The following is an 18,478-nucleotide window of genomic DNA, read 5'->3' on the forward strand; positions in this document are numbered from 1 at the left end:
ATGCAGACCTGACGCAGTACACGTCCGTCGCCGGTCAATGCACGGCCAGGTCCACCGTAAAATACTTTTTCAGAAGCTGCTGATAGGTGCCGTTGCGCTTGAGTTCGGCAAATGCACCATTGAGTGCCTCGCGAAGCGGGTTGTCGCCCTTGCGCACCGCAATGCCGACACCCGTGCCGATGATTTTCGCATCATTGACGGGGTTCCCGGCGAATGCGAAATCCTTTCCGTTCGGCTTGCTCAGGAACCCGAGGCTCGCCGACGTCGCGTCCACGAACGTTGCATCGATACGCCCCATCACGAGGTCCGCATACGCCTCGTCCTGGGTCTGATAGCTCTGGACGTTCACATGCTTCGACGCCCACATCTGCTTCGCATACTGTTCCTGGATCGACCCCTGCAGCACGCCGACGCTATGCCCCGCGAGTGCCTCGGGCGTCGGCAGCAGCTTGCTGCCCTTGCGGGCGACGAGCTGGGCCGGAGTCAGATACAACGGCACCGTGAAATCCACTTGTTCGGCCCGTTTCGCGTTGATGTTCATGGCCGAATCGATTGCGTCGAACTTGCGGGCATGCAATGCGGGGATCAAGCCGTCGAACGCGTTCTCCACCCACACGCATCTCGCCTTCAGTTGTGCGCAGAGTGCATTCCCGAGGTCGATATCGAAGCCCTGAAGCTGTCCGGACGTGGCCTTCGATTCGAACGGAGGATAGGCGGCTTCCAGGCCGAACCGAATGGTCTTGATGCCTTCCGCATGGGCCCCTTCTCCCCACATCGCCATCGCCATCGCCATCGCCGCAAGCGTAACCGCGAACACCGCGCGAACTCCGTGCTTCCTCATCGCTGTCTCCTCACACCGGGTTAGGTCCATGAAACGATCGACCCAGCGGGCGCGTCGCGTCTTCAGGAAAGAGATCGGAATGCCCGACCACCTTGCCATCGACGCCGATTGATCGTCATGTACTTTTTAGTCTAAACTGGATTTTATGATCCATCAAGACAGATGCGCTCCATGTAAACCATGTCCTCGCCCCTCGAAACCGGGGGAACGAGCCGCTGGATCCGACGTCGCCGTCACGCGACGAAATCCTGAAACCCCACGAGGTTTGTCTATGACTCGACTGAATATCGACTGGCAGCTCGACGGACGCCAGGCGACCTACCTGGAACTGCCGAGCTCCACCAACACGAGCGCCTGGCAAAATCTGCGCATCCCGGTCTTCTTTCTCCGGAACGGCGTCGGACCGTCGACGCTGCTGCTTGGTGGAAGTCATGGCGACGAATACGAAGGTCAGATTGCGCTATCGAAGCTCGCACACACGCTCGATGCACGCGAGATCGCGGGCTCGGTCGTCATCATCCCGTCGTTGAATCTGCCTGCTGTATTGGCCGGAACTCGCCTGTCTCCGCTGGACAACTGCAACCTGAATCGGGAGTTTCCGGGCAACGAGAGAGGCTCGGTCACGCAGCGCCTTGCCCATTTCATTTCGTACGAACTCGTTCCGCGCATTGACCACGTGGTCGACCTGCATTCCGGTGGCCGCACGCTGCGCTTTCATCCGTGCATGTTCGTTCACGAGCAATCCGACGCATCACGCACGGCCGTGTTCGTCGAGGCGGCGAGGAGCTTCGACGCCCCCTTCACGGTCGTGCTGCGTGAGGATCATGCCGACGTCATGATCGACGATGTCGTGGAACGCGCCGGAAAGCTGATGCTTGCAAGCGAACTAGGCGGAAGTGCGTTGGTCACACCGGAAACGATCCAGCTGACACATGACGGGCTGCATCGACTGCTGCGGCATCTCGGACACTTCCGTCAGGCGGACAGTCGAACTCCGGTGCCTACCTCTCGCCTGCTCCACGTGCCCGGCGCCGAATACACCGTGCTGGCCGACGATACGGCGCTCTTCGAACCAATGGTCGAGCCTGGAGAAACGGTTCGGCAGGGAGACGTCCTGGGGGTTCAACATTACATGGACCGGACGACACCACCTGCCCCCGTTCATGCACCGCGGGATGGCGTACTGCTTTGTCTGAACGGCCAGGCACTCGTGCGGCGCGACGATACCGTTGCGGTCATCGCCGTACCGTTGGCCCCGTGCGCGCATGGGGATTGACCAGCGTACCGTCCCGTACGACTACGCTCACACCGTTACTCACGATGTGGGACGTGCTACTGTCTACAAGCACTTGAGGGAAATGCGCGGGCTCGAATGACTGATTCGGCACCGCTTCGACGCCGCCAACCGCATGATGGTCGCGCCGCTCGGGCGCTGCAACAGCCCACCCGAGCGGATCGATACCGGCGATCGTCAGCTTGCCTTCGTCCGCAGGAAATCCGACACGCGCGCCAGCCCCTTCGCGAGAACATCCCGGTGGTTTGCATAACCGATCCGAATGTACCCTTCCATCTCGAGGGCGCTCCCCGGCGTGAACATCACGCCCGTCGCGTCCAGCAATTCAACGCAAAACTCACGCGACGGCATGTCGTACGCATATTTCAGGAGAGCGGTCGTTCCCGACTTCGGCTTGATCCAGGAAATCGCGGGTTCCTGATCGACCCACGCCTCGAGGATGGCGAGATTGGTGCGGACGATATCGAGATTGCGCTTCATGATCGCATCGCGATGCTCGAGCGCCAGGGTTGCAAAGTAATCGTCGATCATCCCTACGCTGATGGTGTTGTAGTCGCGATGCACGGCGACCGCCTGAATCAGGTCGGTCGGGCCGGCGATCCAGCCGAGACGCAATCCTGCGAGCGAATAGGTCTTCGACATGCTGGCCGTGCTGATGCCTTTTTCGTAGATGTCCACGATCGATGCGCTATACCCGCTCCCCTCCTGATCCGTGCCGCGATACACCTCGTCGCAGAGGACATAGGCGCCGCAACGACGAGCGATATCTGCGATCTTGCCCAGGTACGCTTCGTCCATCAGCGATCCCGTCGGGTTGTTCGGGTTGTTGATGGCGATGAGTCGCGTTTTCCCGTCGACGAGCGACTCCAGTTCGTCGAGATCCGGCAAGAAGCCGTTCTCTTCGCGAAGCTTCAGGACCTTGACATTCGCGCCATAGCTCTCCGGAATCGAGTAGTGCTGCTGATAAGTCGGCATGACCGAGACGACGGCGTCGCCGGGTTCGACGAGTGTTTCGTAGATCAATGCGTTCCCGCCGATTGCGCCGTGCGTGACGATGACGTTTGGTGCCGACTGCTTCGAATACGTGCGAGCGATCGCCTCGCGCAGTCGAGATGTCCCTTCAATCGCGCCGTACGTCAGCTTCATGGGCCGCAGATCGTCGAGTACCGACTCCTGACGACCGGTCAGGGTGAGAAGCTGGTCGACGGTCAGCGATTCGACACACGTTTCCGCAAGGTTGTATGTGCAGTGGTGCTCATAAAGATCCATCCAGCGCTCGACACCGAATTCCTTGATTTTCATGTCAGTCCGTTCCTTTGATATGGATTGCGCGGTCTGCCATCGGCCGCGCGTGTAGAAAGCGAGTATGCGGGCACCTCGTCCAGACAACTGCCTGGCGACGTGTCTCGTTTGAATGGGTGAGCCGACTGCCTGCGCTACGTACCGTCTCCCCTCGGCTCGTCCGGCACGACATCCCGGCTGCAGGCAGCTTCCGCCTGTTGTCAGATCGCGAATTCCATGACGACCCGACATCCCTGCGGGACAACCTGTACAAAGTATCCGCTTCCTAAACTTAAATGTCCATAGTAGACTGAAAAATCCAATTTCCGTCATGGAGCCCGGCTATTGCCTGGAACCGCCGAACGAGCGCTTCTTCGGGACCACGCTCCCACGGCGCCGAACCACACTTGAGGAGACCACGCATGACATATCGACGCACCGAAGTTCCCCTGCCGTCGCCGGCACCGGGTGTTACGCTCAGCCTGACGACGCACCAGTTCGGCAATCTCGATCACGGTCGCAGCATCTATTTCCACGCCGGCCTGCATGCAGACGAGCATCCCGGCCTGCTCGTCCTGCAACACATGCTCCAGGCGCTGCATGCGCTGGATCGGGCCGGGCGAATCAACGGTTGCGTCACGGTCGTACCGTTTTCCAACCCGATCGGTCTGTCGCAGCGGCTCTTTGGCCCTGTGGTCGGACGTTTCGATTTCGAGAACGGCGAGAACTTCAACAGGAACTTCCCGGCACTCGGGCGAGCCGTCGAACAGCGTTTGCGCGAAAACGATGCATCAAGGCTCACACGTTCCCAGTGGAAGCGTTTCTTTCGCGGCCTGTTGGACGGCGGCAACGCACTGAGCCCTGCTGCCGCGATGAAGCTTGAATTGACCAGGCTGGCGATCGAGCATGACATCGTCATCGACCTTCACTGCGACACCGATGCCATCGCCCACGTCTATGCATCAACGCTCCAGCGTGAACGCGCAATGAAGATTGCGCAGTTGGTCGACGCCCCGGTCGTTCTGCTGGAACCGGCTCGAGCCGGGGGCGGCGCGTTCGATCAGAGTCATTCGAGCGCGTGGGGCGAACTGCAGCGGGCCGGCATATTCGATTGCGAGGCGAGCGGCTTTTCCGCGACGATCGAGTTGCGCGGCCAGTCGGACGTCAACGATGAACTCGCGTTGACCGATGCCAGAAGATTGCTGCGCTTCGCCGAATCAGAAGGTGTCGTGTCTTTGCCCGATCAGTTCGAGGATTCCGCCGGAATCACGTCACCCGAAGCGCTTCCGCTGGAAGGCGCTGCCCATGTCCGTTGCCCTTGTGCCGGTGTGATCGTGTATCGGCGCGCACCCGGGGACCGGATTGCCGCGGGCGAGACGTTTGCCGAGATCGTTCGCCTCGACAGCCACGAGATCAATTCGAGAGTTCCGATCGTCAGTCCGATTGACGGCGTGATGGTCGTGCGTCAGCTCCAGAAGCTCGTGCGTCCGGGACAACGCGCGGCACTGATCGCCGGCAACTCGCCTCTCATCGAACGCGATCCCGGCAATTTGCTGCTGGATTTCTGACCGTTCGTCGATACGCATCCCACTCATCGGAGGCCAAAGCCGAAACATGGACACCCTGGATCTACCTCTTCCCGATATCTCGCCCGGGATGCGGATGACGCTGCGCGAGTACACGTTCGGCCCGAAGGATGCGGAACGTTCCATCTATCTCCAGGCGGCCTTGCATGCCGGAGAAGTACCGGGACTTCTCGTGATCCAGCATCTCTTGACGATGCTGGAGTCCCTTGAGTTCGCCCGGGCATTGACGGGACGCGTCACTGTCATGACATGGGCAAATCCCATCGGCATGCAGCAGTTCGTCGGCGGGACGCTGACCGGTCGTTTTGACTGTGCCGGCAGCGGCAATTTCGATCGCCGCTTCCCCGATATCGGTTCGGAGGTTGTGCAGCAGTTCAAGGCCGGAAACTGCCCGACGAATCGCGACGACGCGAAATACCGGTTGATGGAAATGGCAAAACCGGCTGAACAGGGGAGCGATCCTGTCGAGTATCTGAAGAAGATCTTGTTGTGGCGTGCATTTGCGCATGACATGGTTCTGGATCTGCACTGCGACAAAACCGCGGTGATGCACGTGTACGGCAACTGGGCGCACGAACGACGTGCGGTCTCGCTATCCCGATGCCTGAAAGCGCCCGTGTTGCTTCTCGAGGACAGCGCCGGTGGCGGCACTTTCGACCAGTCGTTCCACGATGCATGGTCTGCTCTACGACAATGCGGGTTGCGAAGCGGATCACGGCAGGGTTTCGCCGCGGTCGTCGAATTGCGGGGCCAGCGAGATGTGTCCGACATACTCGCAGTTCGCGATGCGGGCGCACTTGTCGACTTCCTGCGAATCGAGGGCTTTGTCGTCGACGGCCAGCAACCGGTGCGACACGAGCCACCTGCGATATCGGCCCTCGAGGCGGTCGATCACCTGAAGGCGACGCGAACAGGGATCGCGACATGGAGCGTTCCCGTCGGCACTTTCGTCACCAGAGGAGCGGAAATCGGCGTGATAACAGGCTTGACGGACGGCCAGGCCGAGTCCCGCACGGTGGTGCGATCGAGCATTGACGGAATTCTCGTCGCCCGAATGCATGTCCACTTCGTACTTGCCGGCCAGCGGATTGCCATGATCGCGGGCCAGGACAAAGTTCCGGGACGCATCACCGGGGGACTTTTACCGGATTAAGCACGCGTGAACAAGTGACCAACAATCCATTTGATATAGTGGCGTCGGCATCGCAGTCATGGACGCAACACCACACCACACCACAAGTGCCAAGCTTCGAACACCTTCATCCGGAACGCTGGACCTTCCTGTGGAACGCCCTCTCCACATTCTCGATCAGGCTCTCTGCCGGCCTTGCGCTGCTGGTGGCCGGCTGGTGGCTGTCTAAACGCGTCGGCAACGGCCTGAACCGCATTCTCGCGAACAAGGAACGCGTCGACGAAACGCTGCGGCCGATTCTCTGCGACGTCGCCGTATGGGGCATCCGCATCGTCGCGATCGTCGGCACGCTGTCGCAGCTCGGCGTCGAAACCGCGAGCATCGTGGCGGTGCTCGGCGCCGCCGGCCTCGCGATCGGGCTCGCGCTGCAAGGCACGATGCAGAACATCGCGGCCGGCATCATGCTGCTGCTGCTCCGGCCGTTCAAGGTTGGCGATTACATCGACGGCGGCTCGGGCGTCGCCGGCACCGTCGACGAAGTCGGTCTGTTCATGACGCGCCTGACCAAGCCGGACGGCATCTGCGAATACGTTCCCAACAGCTCGCTGTGGGGCAGCTCGATCCGCAACTACACGCGCAATCCGACGCGCCGTCTGGACCTCGAAGTCGAAGTGTCCGTACGCGACGATCTCGATCGTGCGCTCGACACACTGCGCGCGCTGGCCATCGCCGATCCCGACGCGCTTCAGGATCCGGCGCCGGACGTGATGGTGATGCGCTTCGACGACAGCACCGCGATCGCGAACATGCGTGTGTGGACACATACGGACAAGTTCTGGGCGATGCGCTGGCGCCTTGCGCGTCAGGTGCGCAAGGCGCTCGCCGACGCCGACTGCGCGCTGCCGATCCGCACGCGGGAACTGCACATCGTGCATGACGCGGAGCGTCGGCCAAACAACGCGCGCACGCTGGCGTAACGGCAGCGCTGCTCGCTCTACATGCCGGCGGTAATCCATGACGAGTGTCGGTCCTTTTTCAGTGCATGTTGTTGCAGTAGCCATCGCCGCGCTGCTCGCGTGGCTCGTCACGGGCTGGATGCAGCGAGGCCAGCAGCGCGACCAGCAAAGCAGCCAGCAGAAAACCGCCGCCGGCCTGTTTCTCGACGCGCTGTTCGCAGGCCTGATCGCGGCCCGCGTCGGCTATATCGCGCGCTGGTGGCCCGAGTATGCCGCCGCGCCGAAGTCCATCATCGCCCTCGGTGACGGCGGCTTCTACTGGTGGGTCGGCGTGCCGGTCGCCGTTGCGTTCGCGTGGTGGAAGTCGCGTCGGATGCCCGGGCTGCGCCGGCCGCTGCTGGCCGGAATGACCGTCGGCATGCTGGCGTGGGGCGCCGCGCAAGGTGGGCTCGCCTTGCTTCAGCGCACCGCGCCGCCATTGTCCGCGCTGCAGCTTCATACGATCGATACGGTTCCTGTCGCGCTGAGCCGCTATACCGGCAAACCCGTCGTCGTGAACCTGTGGGCAACGTGGTGCCCGCCGTGCCGGCGCGAGATGCCGATCCTGGCGCAAGCGCAGGCGGAATACCCCGGCGTCACGTTCCTGATGATCAACCAGGGCGAGAACGCGCCAACGGTGCAAGCGTTCCTCGCGCAGCAAGGCCTGACGTTCGGCCACGTGCTGCTCGACCCGTCGCTCTCTGCGATGCACCTGTTCGGTTCACGCGGGCTGCCGACGACGCTGTTCTTCGATGCGAACGGCAAGCTCGTCGAGTCGCATATGGGTGAAATCACCGCCGCGCGTCTCAAGGATTCGCTGAAAAATCATTCCAGCCCGTAACAGTCCACATCTATCTTGTTCGGCAACAGGAAAATAATGCATTGCCGATACTTCAATCGGCCGGAATTGCCAATTTATGCGCAAAAACCGACAAATCAGCAACAATTCCGCGTCCAGATCAGGTAATTTGGCACCGTTGCGTGGTGTACGCGGAGTCGATGCAATGCGCTGCGTGCCGATGCGTGCCGAAACACCCGGTTGCGGTTCACGCGAATCGGCCCCGATCTGACGACCTTCGCGTCTGCCCGATCGGCCGCCGTGGTGTCGGATCCCGTGCATCGGTCATGCGTACCTGTTATCCGAAAGACATATTGTTAAATTCTGTCGTTGTGTTGTCTCATTGAGTGTTCGTGGCGGCACCATTGACATGCGGCGCAACGAACCCGCTGACGACACCGGTGTATTGCGGATTGCGCTGCGGGACAACCAAGGCATAATCTCAGTCCGAACCGACAAGCGGGACGGTCGTGCACCGGTCTCCGCGGTTAGATATCCAGAACTTGCAGATACGGAAACTGTCAGTTTTTCCTTTACCTCTCTCTTCAGTCGACGAATCGATGGTGAGCACTACCCTTCAAGATCTCCAGGCCCAGTTGCGCGAAACCGAACAGCTTCTGGCCGATGCCAAGAAAGCCGAGAAACAAGCTGTTCTGACTGAATTCAAGAAACAGGTCGAGTTCTACGACATCTCGCAACAGGAAGTCCTGATTGCACTCGGGTATGTGACGCCGAGAAAGCGGCAGGCGCCCGCGAAGTATTACGACCCGTCGTCCGGTCGCTCGTGGTCCGGGCATGGCCGGCGCCCCAAATGGCTCGAAGGCAAGGTACTCGATGCGTACCTCGTCGACCGCACGCCGCAGCTGTTCTGGCCCGAGACATCCGACTGACCCCCGAACCACCAATCGATGGTGACGCGCGATGGAACTGCAACAAGCCGTCAGCTGGTTTGCCGCACTGGACCCGACCGTCGTCCTCGCGATCATCTGCGGGCTGATCGCGCTCACCCTCGTGCTGTTCACGCGCGCGCTTCGCGAAGCCGATTCGGATCGCCCCGAACGTTGAGTGCGATGGCCCGCCTGTCAGCGGGCTCGAACGTCTCCGCTTCGCAACGCATTGCTGATACGTGGCGGCACTATTCACGCGATGATAGTTGCGCACACAACCATTTGTCACGATGCAATCAAAACGTGACACTGCGCACTTCGCTTCGACGCTCGACGCCACTTTCGCTTGAAACCCGCCGTTTCCGCATCGGGCGCGCTGGCGTTACACTTCGCTAGCGGGCAACCGGGCCTTCAGACAGCAAAAAGCCCGGCACGCAATCGCGTACCGGGCTCTTCGCGTCGCACGTTGCGCGACGCGCCAGACCTTACTTCCTGTCGAGCGAGTACTTCCCCGGCCCCGTCAGCGCGAGCAGCAGGAAGCCGCCCACGATGCTGACGTTCTTGTAGAAGTTGATCATCGCGATGTACTGGTCCATCCCGTGCATCGCCCAGTAGCGGTGGCCAATGAACCCGGTGGCCAGCGTGTACACGCCGAGCGCCAGCGCGAGCGGCCGGGTATAGAAGCCGATCGCGATCAGCACGCCGCCGATCAGTTCGGCCCCCACCGCGATCACCGCCGACAGCTCGGGCGACGGCGATCCGGTCGACGCCATGTAGGCGACGGTGCCCGAGAAGCCCATCAGCTTCTGCCAGCCGAACAGCATGAACAGCACCATCAACAGCACGCGAGCCACGAGCAGCAGCTCGTCCTTCTTCGATTCCAGCGAAACGTAACGCATAGCAAGCCCCTTCGATTTGACGGATTCACGCGTCCGGCCGTGAGCGCTGCCCGATTCGACGGAACGCGTACACCGACGGACTACCCTTCGCGCGTTCGGGTCACGGACCGGAACAGCCCGCTGCCGACGATTCGATCCGGTTGCGCCGCCTGGCGCGGGTGCCGGATCGGATCTGGCGAAGCACATGTGCAGTCTACTGTCTCAACAGGAATCATCAATCCGCCAGAAACGGAATGGCTGTCACATATTGGTGGACAATTCCCATGGATCTTGCCGGAACTGCGGTCGGATGGCGCGGAAATCGGTGGGTTGGATCAGCCAGTTCGGTGGGGCGATCACCTGCCCGGCGATCATTTACGGATAGAGGTCGGCCATCGTTTCAGCGCGTGCGTCTGATACGCGTGGGGCCCGCGCCCGTTTGACGCATCCGCGGTGCGACAGGACACCACACTAAGGCCGCCGTTTAAAGAAGTAGCATTTACACATCTTTAGACGGAACACAGTGCTCGGCCGGGCCATCGATTCCGAGTGAAGCAAGAGTGTGTTGAACATCATTATCACGTTCGTGAGGACTCCAAATGCTACCCGTCATCTCCGTTTTGGTCAGTCTGGCTCCGTTGTGGGCAATTTTGCTTATCGCATCCTCGTCGGCCGCATACCTGGTGTTCTGGCGCAAGGTCATCAAGTAAGCGCCGCCTGGCATGCAGGCGACGTGCGGCGGCGGTGTGCTTCTGCGCCGAGCCACCGCCAACACGCGCCCGATGCCGATTACATATTCGGATAGTTCGGACCGCCTCCGCCTTCAGGAGGCACCCATACGACATTTTGCGTCGGGTCCTTGATGTCGCACGTCTTGCAGTGCACGCAGTTCTGCGCATTGATGACGAGGCCGTCCGTCCCATCCGCCTTCGCCACGAACTCGTACACACCAGCAGGACAAAACCTCGCTTCCGGCCCCGCGTATTGCGCGAGATTCACGCGAACCGGGACAGCCGCATTCTTCAGCGTCAAGTGAGCGGGCTGGTTTTCGTCGTGATTCGTGTTCGACAGGAACACCGAGGACAAGCGGTCGAACGTCAACTTCCCGTCGGGCTTCGGATACACGATCTCCTTGCACACGGCCGCGGGCTTCAGCGTCTCGTGGTCGGCGTGCTTGTGGTGCAACGTCCATGGCACGCGGCCGCCGAGCAGTTTCTGCTCGAGGCCCACCATGAACGTCCCCACACGGAGCCCTTTGCTCATCCATTGCTTGAAGTTGCGGGCACGGTGCAATTCCTCCTTCAGCCATGAACGCTCGAACGCCGCCGGATACGCGATCAGCTCGTCGCCCCGACGCCCGGCCTGCAGCGCATCGCAAACGGCCTCCGCCGCCATCTTGCCGCTTGCAATGGCGGCGTGGCTGCCCTTGATTCGGGATGCGTTGAGGAGGCCTGCTTCGCAGCCGATCAGTGCGCCTCCCGGGAAGATCAGCTTCGGCAGGGACATCAATCCGCCCGCGGTAATCGCCCGAGCGCCGTACGATACGCGCTTGCCGTTCGCGAGGAATGTCCGGATCGCAGGGTGCGTCTTGTATCGCTGAAACTCCTCGAACGGCGACAGGTAGGGATTCGAGTAACCGAGGCCGACGACAAAGCCGACGACCACCTGATTGTTGTCGAGGTGATAAAGGAACGACCCGCCATATGTATCGTTGTCGAGCGGCCAGCCGGCGGTGTGAATGACGAGGCCCGGCTTGTGCATCGCCGGGTCGATTTCCCACAACTCCTTGATGCCCAAACCATACACCTGCGGGTCGATGCCCTCACACAGCTTGAAACGATCCATCAACTGACGGCCGAGATGCCCTCGCGCGCCTTCGGCAAAGAGCGTGTACTTCGCATGCAGCGCGATCCCGAGCTGGAAATTGCCGGTCGGCTGGCCGTCCCTGCCGATGCCCATGTTTGCAGTCGCCACACCCTTCACTTCACCACGCTCCCCGTACAGAACTTCGGCCGCAGGGAAACCGGCAAAAATCTCTACGCCCAGTTCCTCGGCTCGCTGGCCAAGCCAACGCGTGACGTTCCCCAGGCTGACGACGTAGTTGCCGTGATTCCTGAAGTTGTCGGGCAGCAGCCAGTTCGGGACCTGCCTGGCCCCGGTTTCGGACAGGAACAGGAAACGGTCTTCGGTTACCGCCACATCGAGCGGCGCCCCCTTCTCGCGCCAATCCGGCAGCAGTTCCTGTAGCGCTCGCGGGTCCATTACTGCGCCGGAGAGCGTATGCGCGCCAATTTCCGAGCCTTTTTCCAGTACGCAAACGCTGACCTCCACGCGCTGCTCCCGGGCCAGCTGCTTGAGCCGTATCGCGGCCGACAGTCCTGCCGGACCACCACCGACGATGACGACGTCGTATTCCATGGATTCACGAGGGCCGAATTGCTCGACGAGCGTCTGTGTGTTCATGTGAAGAAAATGCCAAAGTGTCCGGATGGGCGGAATGCCCTGCGCGTTGCCGACCGCCGTCGCAATGAAGTACCGAGCGCTGCGTCCGTGCAACGTTTCGGGTCCGGCGTCGAACGAATCCTAGCGATTGAAAAATCGATGGCGCGCGACATAACGCGCGCTTATGTTCCGCACAACGACGGGTTGGATTCGTCTGTTCGGCGTTCCCGGCGACGCATCGAACTCCGCCTGCGCGACGCGACCCCAGCTCGGCGCCAGTTCCGACCGGACGGCGCTGCAGTCGCGCGCCAAGGCCGGGCGCCCGCAAGCGTCTGCTTTTGCTAAAAATTGCCCATGCTTATATTGCTGGGGTCCGTTTTTTTCCGAGTCAGACTCGCTCACACCCTGACCAGAAGGAAACGGAATCATGAACTCGTATGACGTCGTCGTAATCGGTGCTGGCGTGATCGGCAGCTCCGTGGCGTTCCACCTGTCAAAGCTCGGCGCCAGGAACGTGCTCGTTCTGGACCGGGGCACGATCGGCGCGGGCACGACCTCGCAGTCCTCAGGCATCCTGCGTACGCACTACTCCGTCAAGGAGAACGTCGAGCTTGCCCGCAAGTCGTGGCACGTCTTCAATACGTTCCCCGAATATCTCGGCGACGACGAAGCATCGTGCGGTCTCGTCAAATGCGGCTACATGATCGTCGCGGCGGAAGGCGACAAGCTCGAACCGCTGCGCGCATCGCTCGACCAGCAGAAGGAACAAGGCATTCCGCTCGAATTCCTCAACCAGAAGCAGGCCGCCGAACTGCTTCCGATCGCCCGCTTCGACGACTGCGCGCTGATCGGCTACGAGCCGGAAGCCGGCTTCGCCGACGCCTATCTCGTGGCGACGAGCTTCGCGCGTGCCGCACGTCGCGGCGGCGTCACCGTGAAGGAAAACGTCAACGTCAACAAGGTGCTGATCGAGAACGGCAAGGTCGTCGGCGTGTCGACCGATATCGGCGAATTCAAGACGTCGATGGTCATCAGCACGCAGAACATCTGGACGCCGGAACTCGCCGGCTGGACCGGCAAAACGCTGCCGATCATGCCCGAGCGGCATGCCGTGCTCGCGCTCGAGTGCGATGCTGCCAAGTACACGTTCTCGATGCCCGTCTTCAAGGATCTCGCATCGCCCGGCATGCTGTACTGCCGCAGCTACGGCGGAAACCAGATGCTCGTCAGCGAAGGGGTCGTCGGCGAAAAACTCAATGCGGCGGACGTCGAGCAGGGAGATATCCCGATGGACTACATCGTCGATGTCGGCGCCCAGGTTGCCGAGCGCTTCCCGGCCTACGAAACCGCCGGCATCGCGTCGTCGTGGACCGGCGTATACGACGTCACCCCGGACTGGAACCCCGTGCTCGGCAAGCTTCCGGGCATCGAAGGCCTGGTGGTCGGCTACGGCTTTTCCGGGCATGGCTTCAAGCTGTCGCCGACCGTCGGCCTTGTGCTCGCGCAGGAAGCACTCGGGCTGCAGACCGAAGTGTCGCTGAAGCCGTACTCGATCGAGCGCTTCGCCACCGGCGAATTGCTGAGCGGCAAGTATGGTCTCGGCGCGGTGTCCTGAGGACGCAATGGTGTCGCTGATCGACGTGTATCCGATCGAATCCATTCCGACCGAGCCATGGCGGAATGGCGGTGGCACAACGCGGACGATCGCAACCGGCGTCTCCCATTGGCGCGTCAGTCTCGCGTCCATCGAGCGTGATGGCCCTTACTCGCGATTTCCCGGCATGTCGCGAGTGTCGCTCATCCTGAGCGGGCGAGGCGTCGTGTTGCGGAACAACGAAGCGGTCGTACCGCTACGGCCGATGCTCGTCACGGAATACGACGGAGACGCGGACTGGGGCGCCACGCTGGTCGATGGTCCGTCGGTCGCGCTCAACGCGATCACCGCGAAGCGTCGATATCGGGCGAACGTCCGGTTGGTCGACGAGCCGATCGCCATCGCCCCGGGATCTCCGGCGATCGTCGTCGCGCTGGGCGGCGGATGCGGTTTCGCTGAAGGTCCCGATGCGAACCGGAGCGAGCTGTTGCCAGGAAACGTGCTGGTGTCGGAACACCACGCCCGCACGCTGCGGCTCTTTCCCCGGGCCGCGTGTGCCGGAGAAACCGGCACGGCGTCGTTAGTGGCGCTCGTGACCATCCAGCCCATCCTGGCGCCCGACTTCACTGAAACGTAACGAAAAGGTGTGTGAATTGAAAGTTATTGCAGCCGTGAAACGCGTGGTGGACTACAACGTCAAGGTGCGCGTGAAGTCCGACCACACGGGTGTGGAAATCGGCAACGTCAAGATGTCGATGAACCCGTTCGACGAAATCGCCGTGGAGGCCGCTACGCGGCTGAAGGAAGCCGGCAACGCGACCGAGGTCGTCGCCGTGTCGTGCGGCGTCGCGCAGTCGCAGGAAACGCTGCGCACGGCGCTCGCGATCGGCGCCGATCGTGGCGTGCTCGTCGAGACGGACGCGGAACTCCAGCCGCTGGCTGTCGCGAAACTGCTGAAGGCCGTCATCGACAACGAGCAGCCGCAGCTCGTCATCCTCGGCAAGCAGGCGATCGACGACGACGCCGGGCAGACCGGTCAATTGCTGGCTGCCCTGCTCGACTGGCCGCAGGCCACGTTCGCCAGCCACATCGAGATCGGCGACGGCATCGCGACGGTGACGCGCGAGGTCGACGGCGGCCTCGAAGTGATCTCGCTGAAGCTGCCGGCCATCGTGACGACCGACCTGCGGCTGAACGAGCCGCGCTACGTCACGCTCCCCAGCATCATGAAAGCAAAGAAAAAGCCGCTCGACACCGTCACGCCGGCTGCGCTCGGCGTGGACCCGTCGCCGCGGCTGAAGACGCTGAAGGTCGTCGAACCGCCCGTTCGCAAGGCCGGCGTGCGACTCCCTGACGTTGCAACGCTGATCGAGAAACTGAAATCCGAAGCCAAGGTGATTTGAATGACGACGCTTGTTATTGCCGAACACGACAATGCTCAACTGAAGAGCTCGACACTTCATACCATTGCCGCGGCCCGCACGCTGTCGAACGGCGTTCATGTGCTCGTCGTTGGCAACGCGGCGCAGCCGGTGGCGCAAGCGACGAGCCAGGTCGCCGGCGTCGACAAGGTCATCCACGTGGAAGCGCCGCACTTCGCCGACGGACTCGCGGAAAACGTGGCCGCGCAGATCCTGGCACTCGCGGGCGACTACACGCACATCCTCTTCCCCGCCACTGCCGCAGGCAAGAACGTCGCGCCGCGCGTCGCGGCCAAGCTCGACGCCGCGCAAATTTCCGACGTAATCGCGATCGATTCCGCGGACACGTTCCAGCGCCCGATCTACGCGGGCAACGCGATCGCCACCGTGCAGTCGCGCGATCCGGTGAAGGTCGCCACCATTCGCACCACTGCGTTCGATGCGGCACCGACGCACGGCGGCAGCGCTCCGATCGAGACGGCGCCTGCGGTCGCGGATACCGGGTTGTCGACGTTCGTCCGCCGCGAAGTAGCGAGCAGCGACCGGCCGGAACTGACCGCCGCGCGTGTCGTCGTCGCCGGGGGGCGCGGCCTCGGTAGCGCGGAGAATTTTGCGCTGCTCGACCCGCTGGCGGAAAAACTCGGCGCGGCAGTCGGCGCATCGCGTGCGGCAGTCGATTCCGGCTACGCGCCGAACGACTGGCAGGTCGGCCAGACCGGCAAGATCGTCGCACCGGAGCTCTATATCGCGGTCGGGATTTCGGGCGCCATCCAGCATCTGGCCGGCATGAAGGATTCGAAGATCATCGTGGCCATCAACAAGGACGCGGATGCACCGATCTTCGGCGTGGCCGACTACGGTCTCGTCGGCGACCTCTTCGACGTCATCCCGCAACTGACGAACGGGCTCTGATCGCCGCTTCGATACACGGGTAGCCGGGCCGGCTCCCGAGTTTGCCGCCATCACCGGATCTCCGTGATGGCGGTTTTTTTCAGCTTGCAAGAAAGCGGCGGCAGTTGCCCCGCGAGTGGCATGACCAGGAAGCGCGGCAAGCTCCGGACTTCGGGCCGGAGAAGGAAAGCGCGGACGCCGAAGGCGTCCTTGACAACGCGTAAGTGGTGGCTGATACGCTCAGCCTATGCAACGTTTCCAGGCTTTCAAATTTGAACTGATGCCGACCGGCGAACAGGCGCGCGACATGCGCCGCTTCGCCGGAGCGTGTCGCTTCGTGTTCAACCAGGCGCTGGCGTTGCAGAAAGCGCGCTACGAGCGGGGCGAGAAGAAGCTGGGCTATGCCGGGCTGTGCCAGCAGCTCACCGGGTGGCGCAACAGCACGGAAACGCCGTGGCTCAAAGCGGCGCCGACGCATCCGCTGCAACAATCGCTGAAGGATTTGGAACGGGCCTATAGCAATTTCTTCGCGAAGCGGGCCAACTTCCCGCGCTTCAAGAAGAAGGGCCGGCGCGAGAGCTTTCGCTACCCTGATCCGAAGCAGATCAAGCTGGACCAGGCCAACCGCCGTATTTTCCTGCCCAAGCTCGGCTGGCTGCGCTATCGCAAGAGCCGGGACGTGCTCGGTACGCTGAAGAACGTCACCGTGAGCCAGGCCAGCGACAAATGGTTCGTGTCAATCCAGACCGCACGCGCAGTCGAGCCGCCTGTGCCACTGGCGACCAGCGCCATTGGCATCGACGTGGGCATCGCCCGCTTCGCGACGATGAGCGACGGCGCGTTCCTCGTGCCGCTGAACAGCTTCAAGAAGCATGAGATGCGGCTGCGTCGCTACCAGCGCGCAATGAGCCGCAAGGTCAAATTCTCGAAGAACTGGAGAAAAGCGAAGGCCCACGTCCAGCGCATCCATGCCCGCATCGGCAACGCTCGCCGCGACTACCTGCACAAGGCCACGACCACGATCAGCAAGAGCCACGCGATGGTGAGTATCGAGGACTTGCAGGTGCGCAACCTGTCCAGGTCAGCGGCGGGCAGTGTCGAAGCGCCGGGGAAGAATGTGAAGGCCAAGTCTGGCCTGAACCAGCGCATCCTCGACCAGGGCTGGTTCGAGTTCCGCCGCCAACTGGAGTACAAGCTGGCGTGGAACGGCGGCTGGCTGATCGCCGTGCCGCCGCAGAACACGAGTCGGACCTGTCCCGCGTGCAGATGCGTGAGCGCGGACAATCGCAGGACACAGGCGCAGTTCGCCTGCGTTGCTTGCGGCTACCAAGCGCACGCCGACGTGGTCGGCGCAATGAATGTCCTCACACGAGGATTGCAACTGTTGGAAGGGCAGGACGATGCCCGGATAGCCCGTGGAGAGATGGCGCAGTCAGGCCACTCGGTGAAGCGGGAACCCGCCGACGCGACTACGTGGAACATCACGTAGCGCAGTAGGAATTCTCCCCCTTCCCGGCCTTGGGCCGGCGAGCGTCAGCGAGAGGGGGAGAAGGATGTCAATTAACGATCGTCGGTACGCAACGCGTCGACTGCAGCACGCACCATACGCTCCACGACCGGCTTGACCTGATCGGCGAGGTCCGGCCGATAGTCGAACGGCGGCGTCTCGTCCATGTAGGTTGATTGGCACATCTCGAGCTGGATCGCATGGATGCCGTCAGCCGGCCGGCCATATTCGCGCGTGATGTATCCGCCTTTGAAACGTCCGTTCGCCACCCAGGTGAACGGCTGACGATCGAGCGTGCCGGTCACCGCGTCGAGAATGCGCGCATCGCAACTCGCTCCCGAGTTCGTGCCCAGGTTCAGGTCCGGCAGCTTGCCGTCGAACAGCCGCGGCAGGACGCTCGCGATCGAGTGCGCTTCCCATAGCAGCACCGCGCCGTGCACCGCCTTCAGGCGGTCCAGCTCGGCGCGCAGCCGCGCGTGATACGGCTGCCAGTACACATCCAGGCGCCGCGTGATTTCGGCCTCGCCGGGCACGGCACCGTTCGCGTAGAGCGGCTCGCCGTGAAACGTCTCGGTCGGACACAGGGCGGTCGTCGTCTGTCCCGGATACAGGCTTTCGCCGCTGGCCGGCCGGTTCAGGTCGATCACGTAGCGGGACACGCGTGCCGCCAGCATCGACGCCCCCGCGTTCTTCGCGAACGCATAGAGCCGGTCCAGATGCCAGTCGGTGTCTGCGACGTGTTCCGCGACGTCGGTCAATTGACTTCGGATCTGCGGCGGGATTTCGGTACCGAGATGCGGAATCGAGATCAGGAGCGGCAGTTCCCCCTGATGAAAGTGGAATACGGCGTCGGTCAAGATGGAATCTCCATGGAGGCCATGCTCGATCGAC

The 18,478-nt window shown here is 62.1% G+C and carries 17 protein-coding genes; 12 read left to right on the forward strand and 5 right to left on the reverse strand.

Features of this window, described 5'->3' with window-relative positions:
- Window positions 1–34: 34 nt before the first annotated feature.
- Window positions 35–841 (reverse strand): ABC transporter substrate-binding protein, encoded by an 807-nt coding sequence (locus tag G3N94_RS02660; protein ID WP_241021525.1) that lies wholly within the window; start codon window positions 839–841, stop codon window positions 35–37.
- A 271-nt stretch (window positions 842–1,112) separates the two neighbouring features.
- Between G3N94_RS02660 and G3N94_RS02665 the strand changes: the two genes are divergently transcribed.
- Window positions 1,113–2,117, forward strand: coding sequence for a succinylglutamate desuccinylase/aspartoacylase family protein (locus G3N94_RS02665; protein WP_205790537.1), 1,005 nt, complete (start codon window positions 1,113–1,115; stop codon window positions 2,115–2,117).
- Window positions 2,118–2,312: 195 nt separating this feature from the next.
- Here G3N94_RS02665 and G3N94_RS02670 read toward each other — a convergent pair whose 3' ends face one another.
- On the reverse strand, window positions 2,313–3,437 hold the full coding sequence (locus tag G3N94_RS02670) for an aminotransferase (protein WP_205790538.1): 1,125 nt from the start codon (window positions 3,435–3,437) through the stop codon (window positions 2,313–2,315).
- Window positions 3,438–3,838: 401 nt separating this feature from the next.
- On the opposite strand from G3N94_RS02670, the gene G3N94_RS02675 reads away from it, so the two are divergent.
- The 6 genes from G3N94_RS02675 to G3N94_RS02700 all read left to right on the forward strand — a co-directional run bounded on the left by G3N94_RS02675 (window position 3,839) and on the right by G3N94_RS02700 (window position 9,032).
- On the forward strand, window positions 3,839–4,984 hold the full coding sequence (locus tag G3N94_RS02675; RefSeq protein WP_205790539.1) for a succinylglutamate desuccinylase/aspartoacylase family protein: 1,146 nt from the start codon (window positions 3,839–3,841) through the stop codon (window positions 4,982–4,984).
- A gap of 46 nt (window positions 4,985–5,030) precedes the next feature.
- A complete protein-coding gene (locus tag G3N94_RS02680; RefSeq protein WP_205790540.1) occupies window positions 5,031–6,155 on the forward strand; it encodes a succinylglutamate desuccinylase/aspartoacylase family protein in 1,125 nt (374 codons plus the stop codon).
- 86 nt (window positions 6,156–6,241) lie between these two features.
- Window positions 6,242–7,111: a mechanosensitive ion channel family protein gene (locus G3N94_RS02685; RefSeq protein WP_205790541.1), complete on the forward strand. Its 870-nt coding sequence runs from the start codon at window positions 6,242–6,244 to the stop codon at window positions 7,109–7,111.
- Between the two features lie 37 nt (window positions 7,112–7,148).
- Window positions 7,149–7,970: a TlpA disulfide reductase family protein gene (locus G3N94_RS02690; RefSeq protein WP_205790542.1), complete on the forward strand. Its 822-nt coding sequence runs from the start codon at window positions 7,149–7,151 to the stop codon at window positions 7,968–7,970.
- A 560-nt stretch (window positions 7,971–8,530) separates the two neighbouring features.
- A complete protein-coding gene (locus tag G3N94_RS02695; protein WP_205790543.1) occupies window positions 8,531–8,857 on the forward strand; it encodes an H-NS histone family protein in 327 nt (108 codons plus the stop codon).
- A 31-nt stretch (window positions 8,858–8,888) separates the two neighbouring features.
- Window positions 8,889–9,032, forward strand: coding sequence for a hypothetical protein (locus G3N94_RS02700; RefSeq protein WP_205790544.1), 144 nt, complete (start codon window positions 8,889–8,891; stop codon window positions 9,030–9,032).
- Between the two features lie 307 nt (window positions 9,033–9,339).
- Here the strand turns inward: G3N94_RS02700 and G3N94_RS02705 are convergent, their stop codons facing one another.
- Both G3N94_RS02705 and G3N94_RS02710 read right to left on the reverse strand, forming a co-directional pair.
- Window positions 9,340–9,753, reverse strand: coding sequence for a DoxX family protein (locus tag G3N94_RS02705; protein WP_205790545.1), 414 nt, complete (start codon window positions 9,751–9,753; stop codon window positions 9,340–9,342).
- Between the two features lie 768 nt (window positions 9,754–10,521).
- Complete coding sequence (locus tag G3N94_RS02710; protein ID WP_205790622.1) at window positions 10,522–12,195, reverse strand: electron transfer flavoprotein-ubiquinone oxidoreductase; 1,674 nt, start codon at window positions 12,193–12,195, stop codon at window positions 10,522–10,524.
- Between the two features lie 406 nt (window positions 12,196–12,601).
- On the opposite strand from G3N94_RS02710, the gene G3N94_RS02715 reads away from it, so the two are divergent.
- From G3N94_RS02715 to G3N94_RS02735, 5 genes are all read left to right on the forward strand, one after another.
- The gene (locus tag G3N94_RS02715; RefSeq protein WP_205790546.1) at window positions 12,602–13,789 is read left to right on the forward strand and encodes an FAD-binding oxidoreductase; all 1,188 of its coding nucleotides are present in this window, start codon (window positions 12,602–12,604) and stop codon (window positions 13,787–13,789) included.
- A gap of 7 nt (window positions 13,790–13,796) precedes the next feature.
- Window positions 13,797–14,405 carry a HutD family protein gene (locus G3N94_RS02720; protein ID WP_241021526.1) on the forward strand — a complete coding sequence of 203 codons (609 nt, stop codon included), beginning with the start codon at window positions 13,797–13,799 and terminating at the stop codon, window positions 14,403–14,405.
- A gap of 16 nt (window positions 14,406–14,421) precedes the next feature.
- Window positions 14,422–15,171, forward strand: coding sequence for an electron transfer flavoprotein subunit beta/FixA family protein (locus G3N94_RS02725; protein ID WP_205790547.1), 750 nt, complete (start codon window positions 14,422–14,424; stop codon window positions 15,169–15,171).
- The gene (locus G3N94_RS02730; protein ID WP_205790548.1) at window positions 15,172–16,101 is read left to right on the forward strand and encodes an electron transfer flavoprotein subunit alpha/FixB family protein; all 930 of its coding nucleotides are present in this window, start codon (window positions 15,172–15,174) and stop codon (window positions 16,099–16,101) included.
- Window positions 16,102–16,327: 226 nt separating this feature from the next.
- The gene (locus tag G3N94_RS02735; protein WP_205790549.1) at window positions 16,328–17,569 is read left to right on the forward strand and encodes an RNA-guided endonuclease TnpB family protein; all 1,242 of its coding nucleotides are present in this window, start codon (window positions 16,328–16,330) and stop codon (window positions 17,567–17,569) included.
- 71 nt (window positions 17,570–17,640) lie between these two features.
- Here the strand turns inward: G3N94_RS02735 and hutG are convergent, their stop codons facing one another.
- Window positions 17,641–18,444 carry an N-formylglutamate deformylase gene (gene hutG / locus G3N94_RS02740; protein ID WP_205790550.1) on the reverse strand — a complete coding sequence of 268 codons (804 nt, stop codon included), beginning with the start codon at window positions 18,442–18,444 and terminating at the stop codon, window positions 17,641–17,643.
- Between the last annotated feature and the right edge of the window lie 34 nt (window positions 18,445–18,478).

The organism is Burkholderia sp. Ac-20353, from assembly GCF_017104785.1.
Lineage (GTDB): Bacteria > Pseudomonadota > Gammaproteobacteria > Burkholderiales > Burkholderiaceae > Burkholderia.

Excerpts from the sequence above, each read along its gene's own strand:
- G3N94_RS02680 (WP_205790540.1), top strand. The coding sequence starts at position 5,031 with ATGGACACCCTGGATCTACCTCTTCCCGATATCTCGCCCGGGATGCGG.
- G3N94_RS02720 (WP_241021526.1), top strand. The coding sequence starts at position 13,797 with ATGGTGTCGCTGATCGACGTGTATCCGATCGAATCCATTCCGACCGAG.
- G3N94_RS02675 (WP_205790539.1), top strand. The coding sequence starts at position 3,839 with ATGACATATCGACGCACCGAAGTTCCCCTGCCGTCGCCGGCACCGGGT.
- G3N94_RS02730 (WP_205790548.1), top strand. The coding sequence starts at position 15,172 with ATGACGACGCTTGTTATTGCCGAACACGACAATGCTCAACTGAAGAGC.
- G3N94_RS02660 (WP_241021525.1), bottom strand. The coding sequence starts at position 841 with ATGAGGAAGCACGGAGTTCGCGCGGTGTTCGCGGTTACGCTTGCGGCG.
- G3N94_RS02670 (WP_205790538.1), bottom strand. The coding sequence starts at position 3,437 with ATGAAAATCAAGGAATTCGGTGTCGAGCGCTGGATGGATCTTTATGAG.
- G3N94_RS02665 (WP_205790537.1), top strand. The coding sequence starts at position 1,113 with ATGACTCGACTGAATATCGACTGGCAGCTCGACGGACGCCAGGCGACC.
- G3N94_RS02735 (WP_205790549.1), top strand. The coding sequence starts at position 16,328 with ATGCAACGTTTCCAGGCTTTCAAATTTGAACTGATGCCGACCGGCGAA.
- G3N94_RS02715 (WP_205790546.1), top strand. The coding sequence starts at position 12,602 with ATGAACTCGTATGACGTCGTCGTAATCGGTGCTGGCGTGATCGGCAGC.
- G3N94_RS02705 (WP_205790545.1), bottom strand. The coding sequence starts at position 9,753 with ATGCGTTACGTTTCGCTGGAATCGAAGAAGGACGAGCTGCTGCTCGTG.
- G3N94_RS02710 (WP_205790622.1), bottom strand. The coding sequence starts at position 12,195 with ATGAACACACAGACGCTCGTCGAGCAATTCGGCCCTCGTGAATCCATG.
- G3N94_RS02690 (WP_205790542.1), top strand. The coding sequence starts at position 7,149 with ATGACGAGTGTCGGTCCTTTTTCAGTGCATGTTGTTGCAGTAGCCATC.
- G3N94_RS02700 (WP_205790544.1), top strand. The coding sequence starts at position 8,889 with ATGGAACTGCAACAAGCCGTCAGCTGGTTTGCCGCACTGGACCCGACC.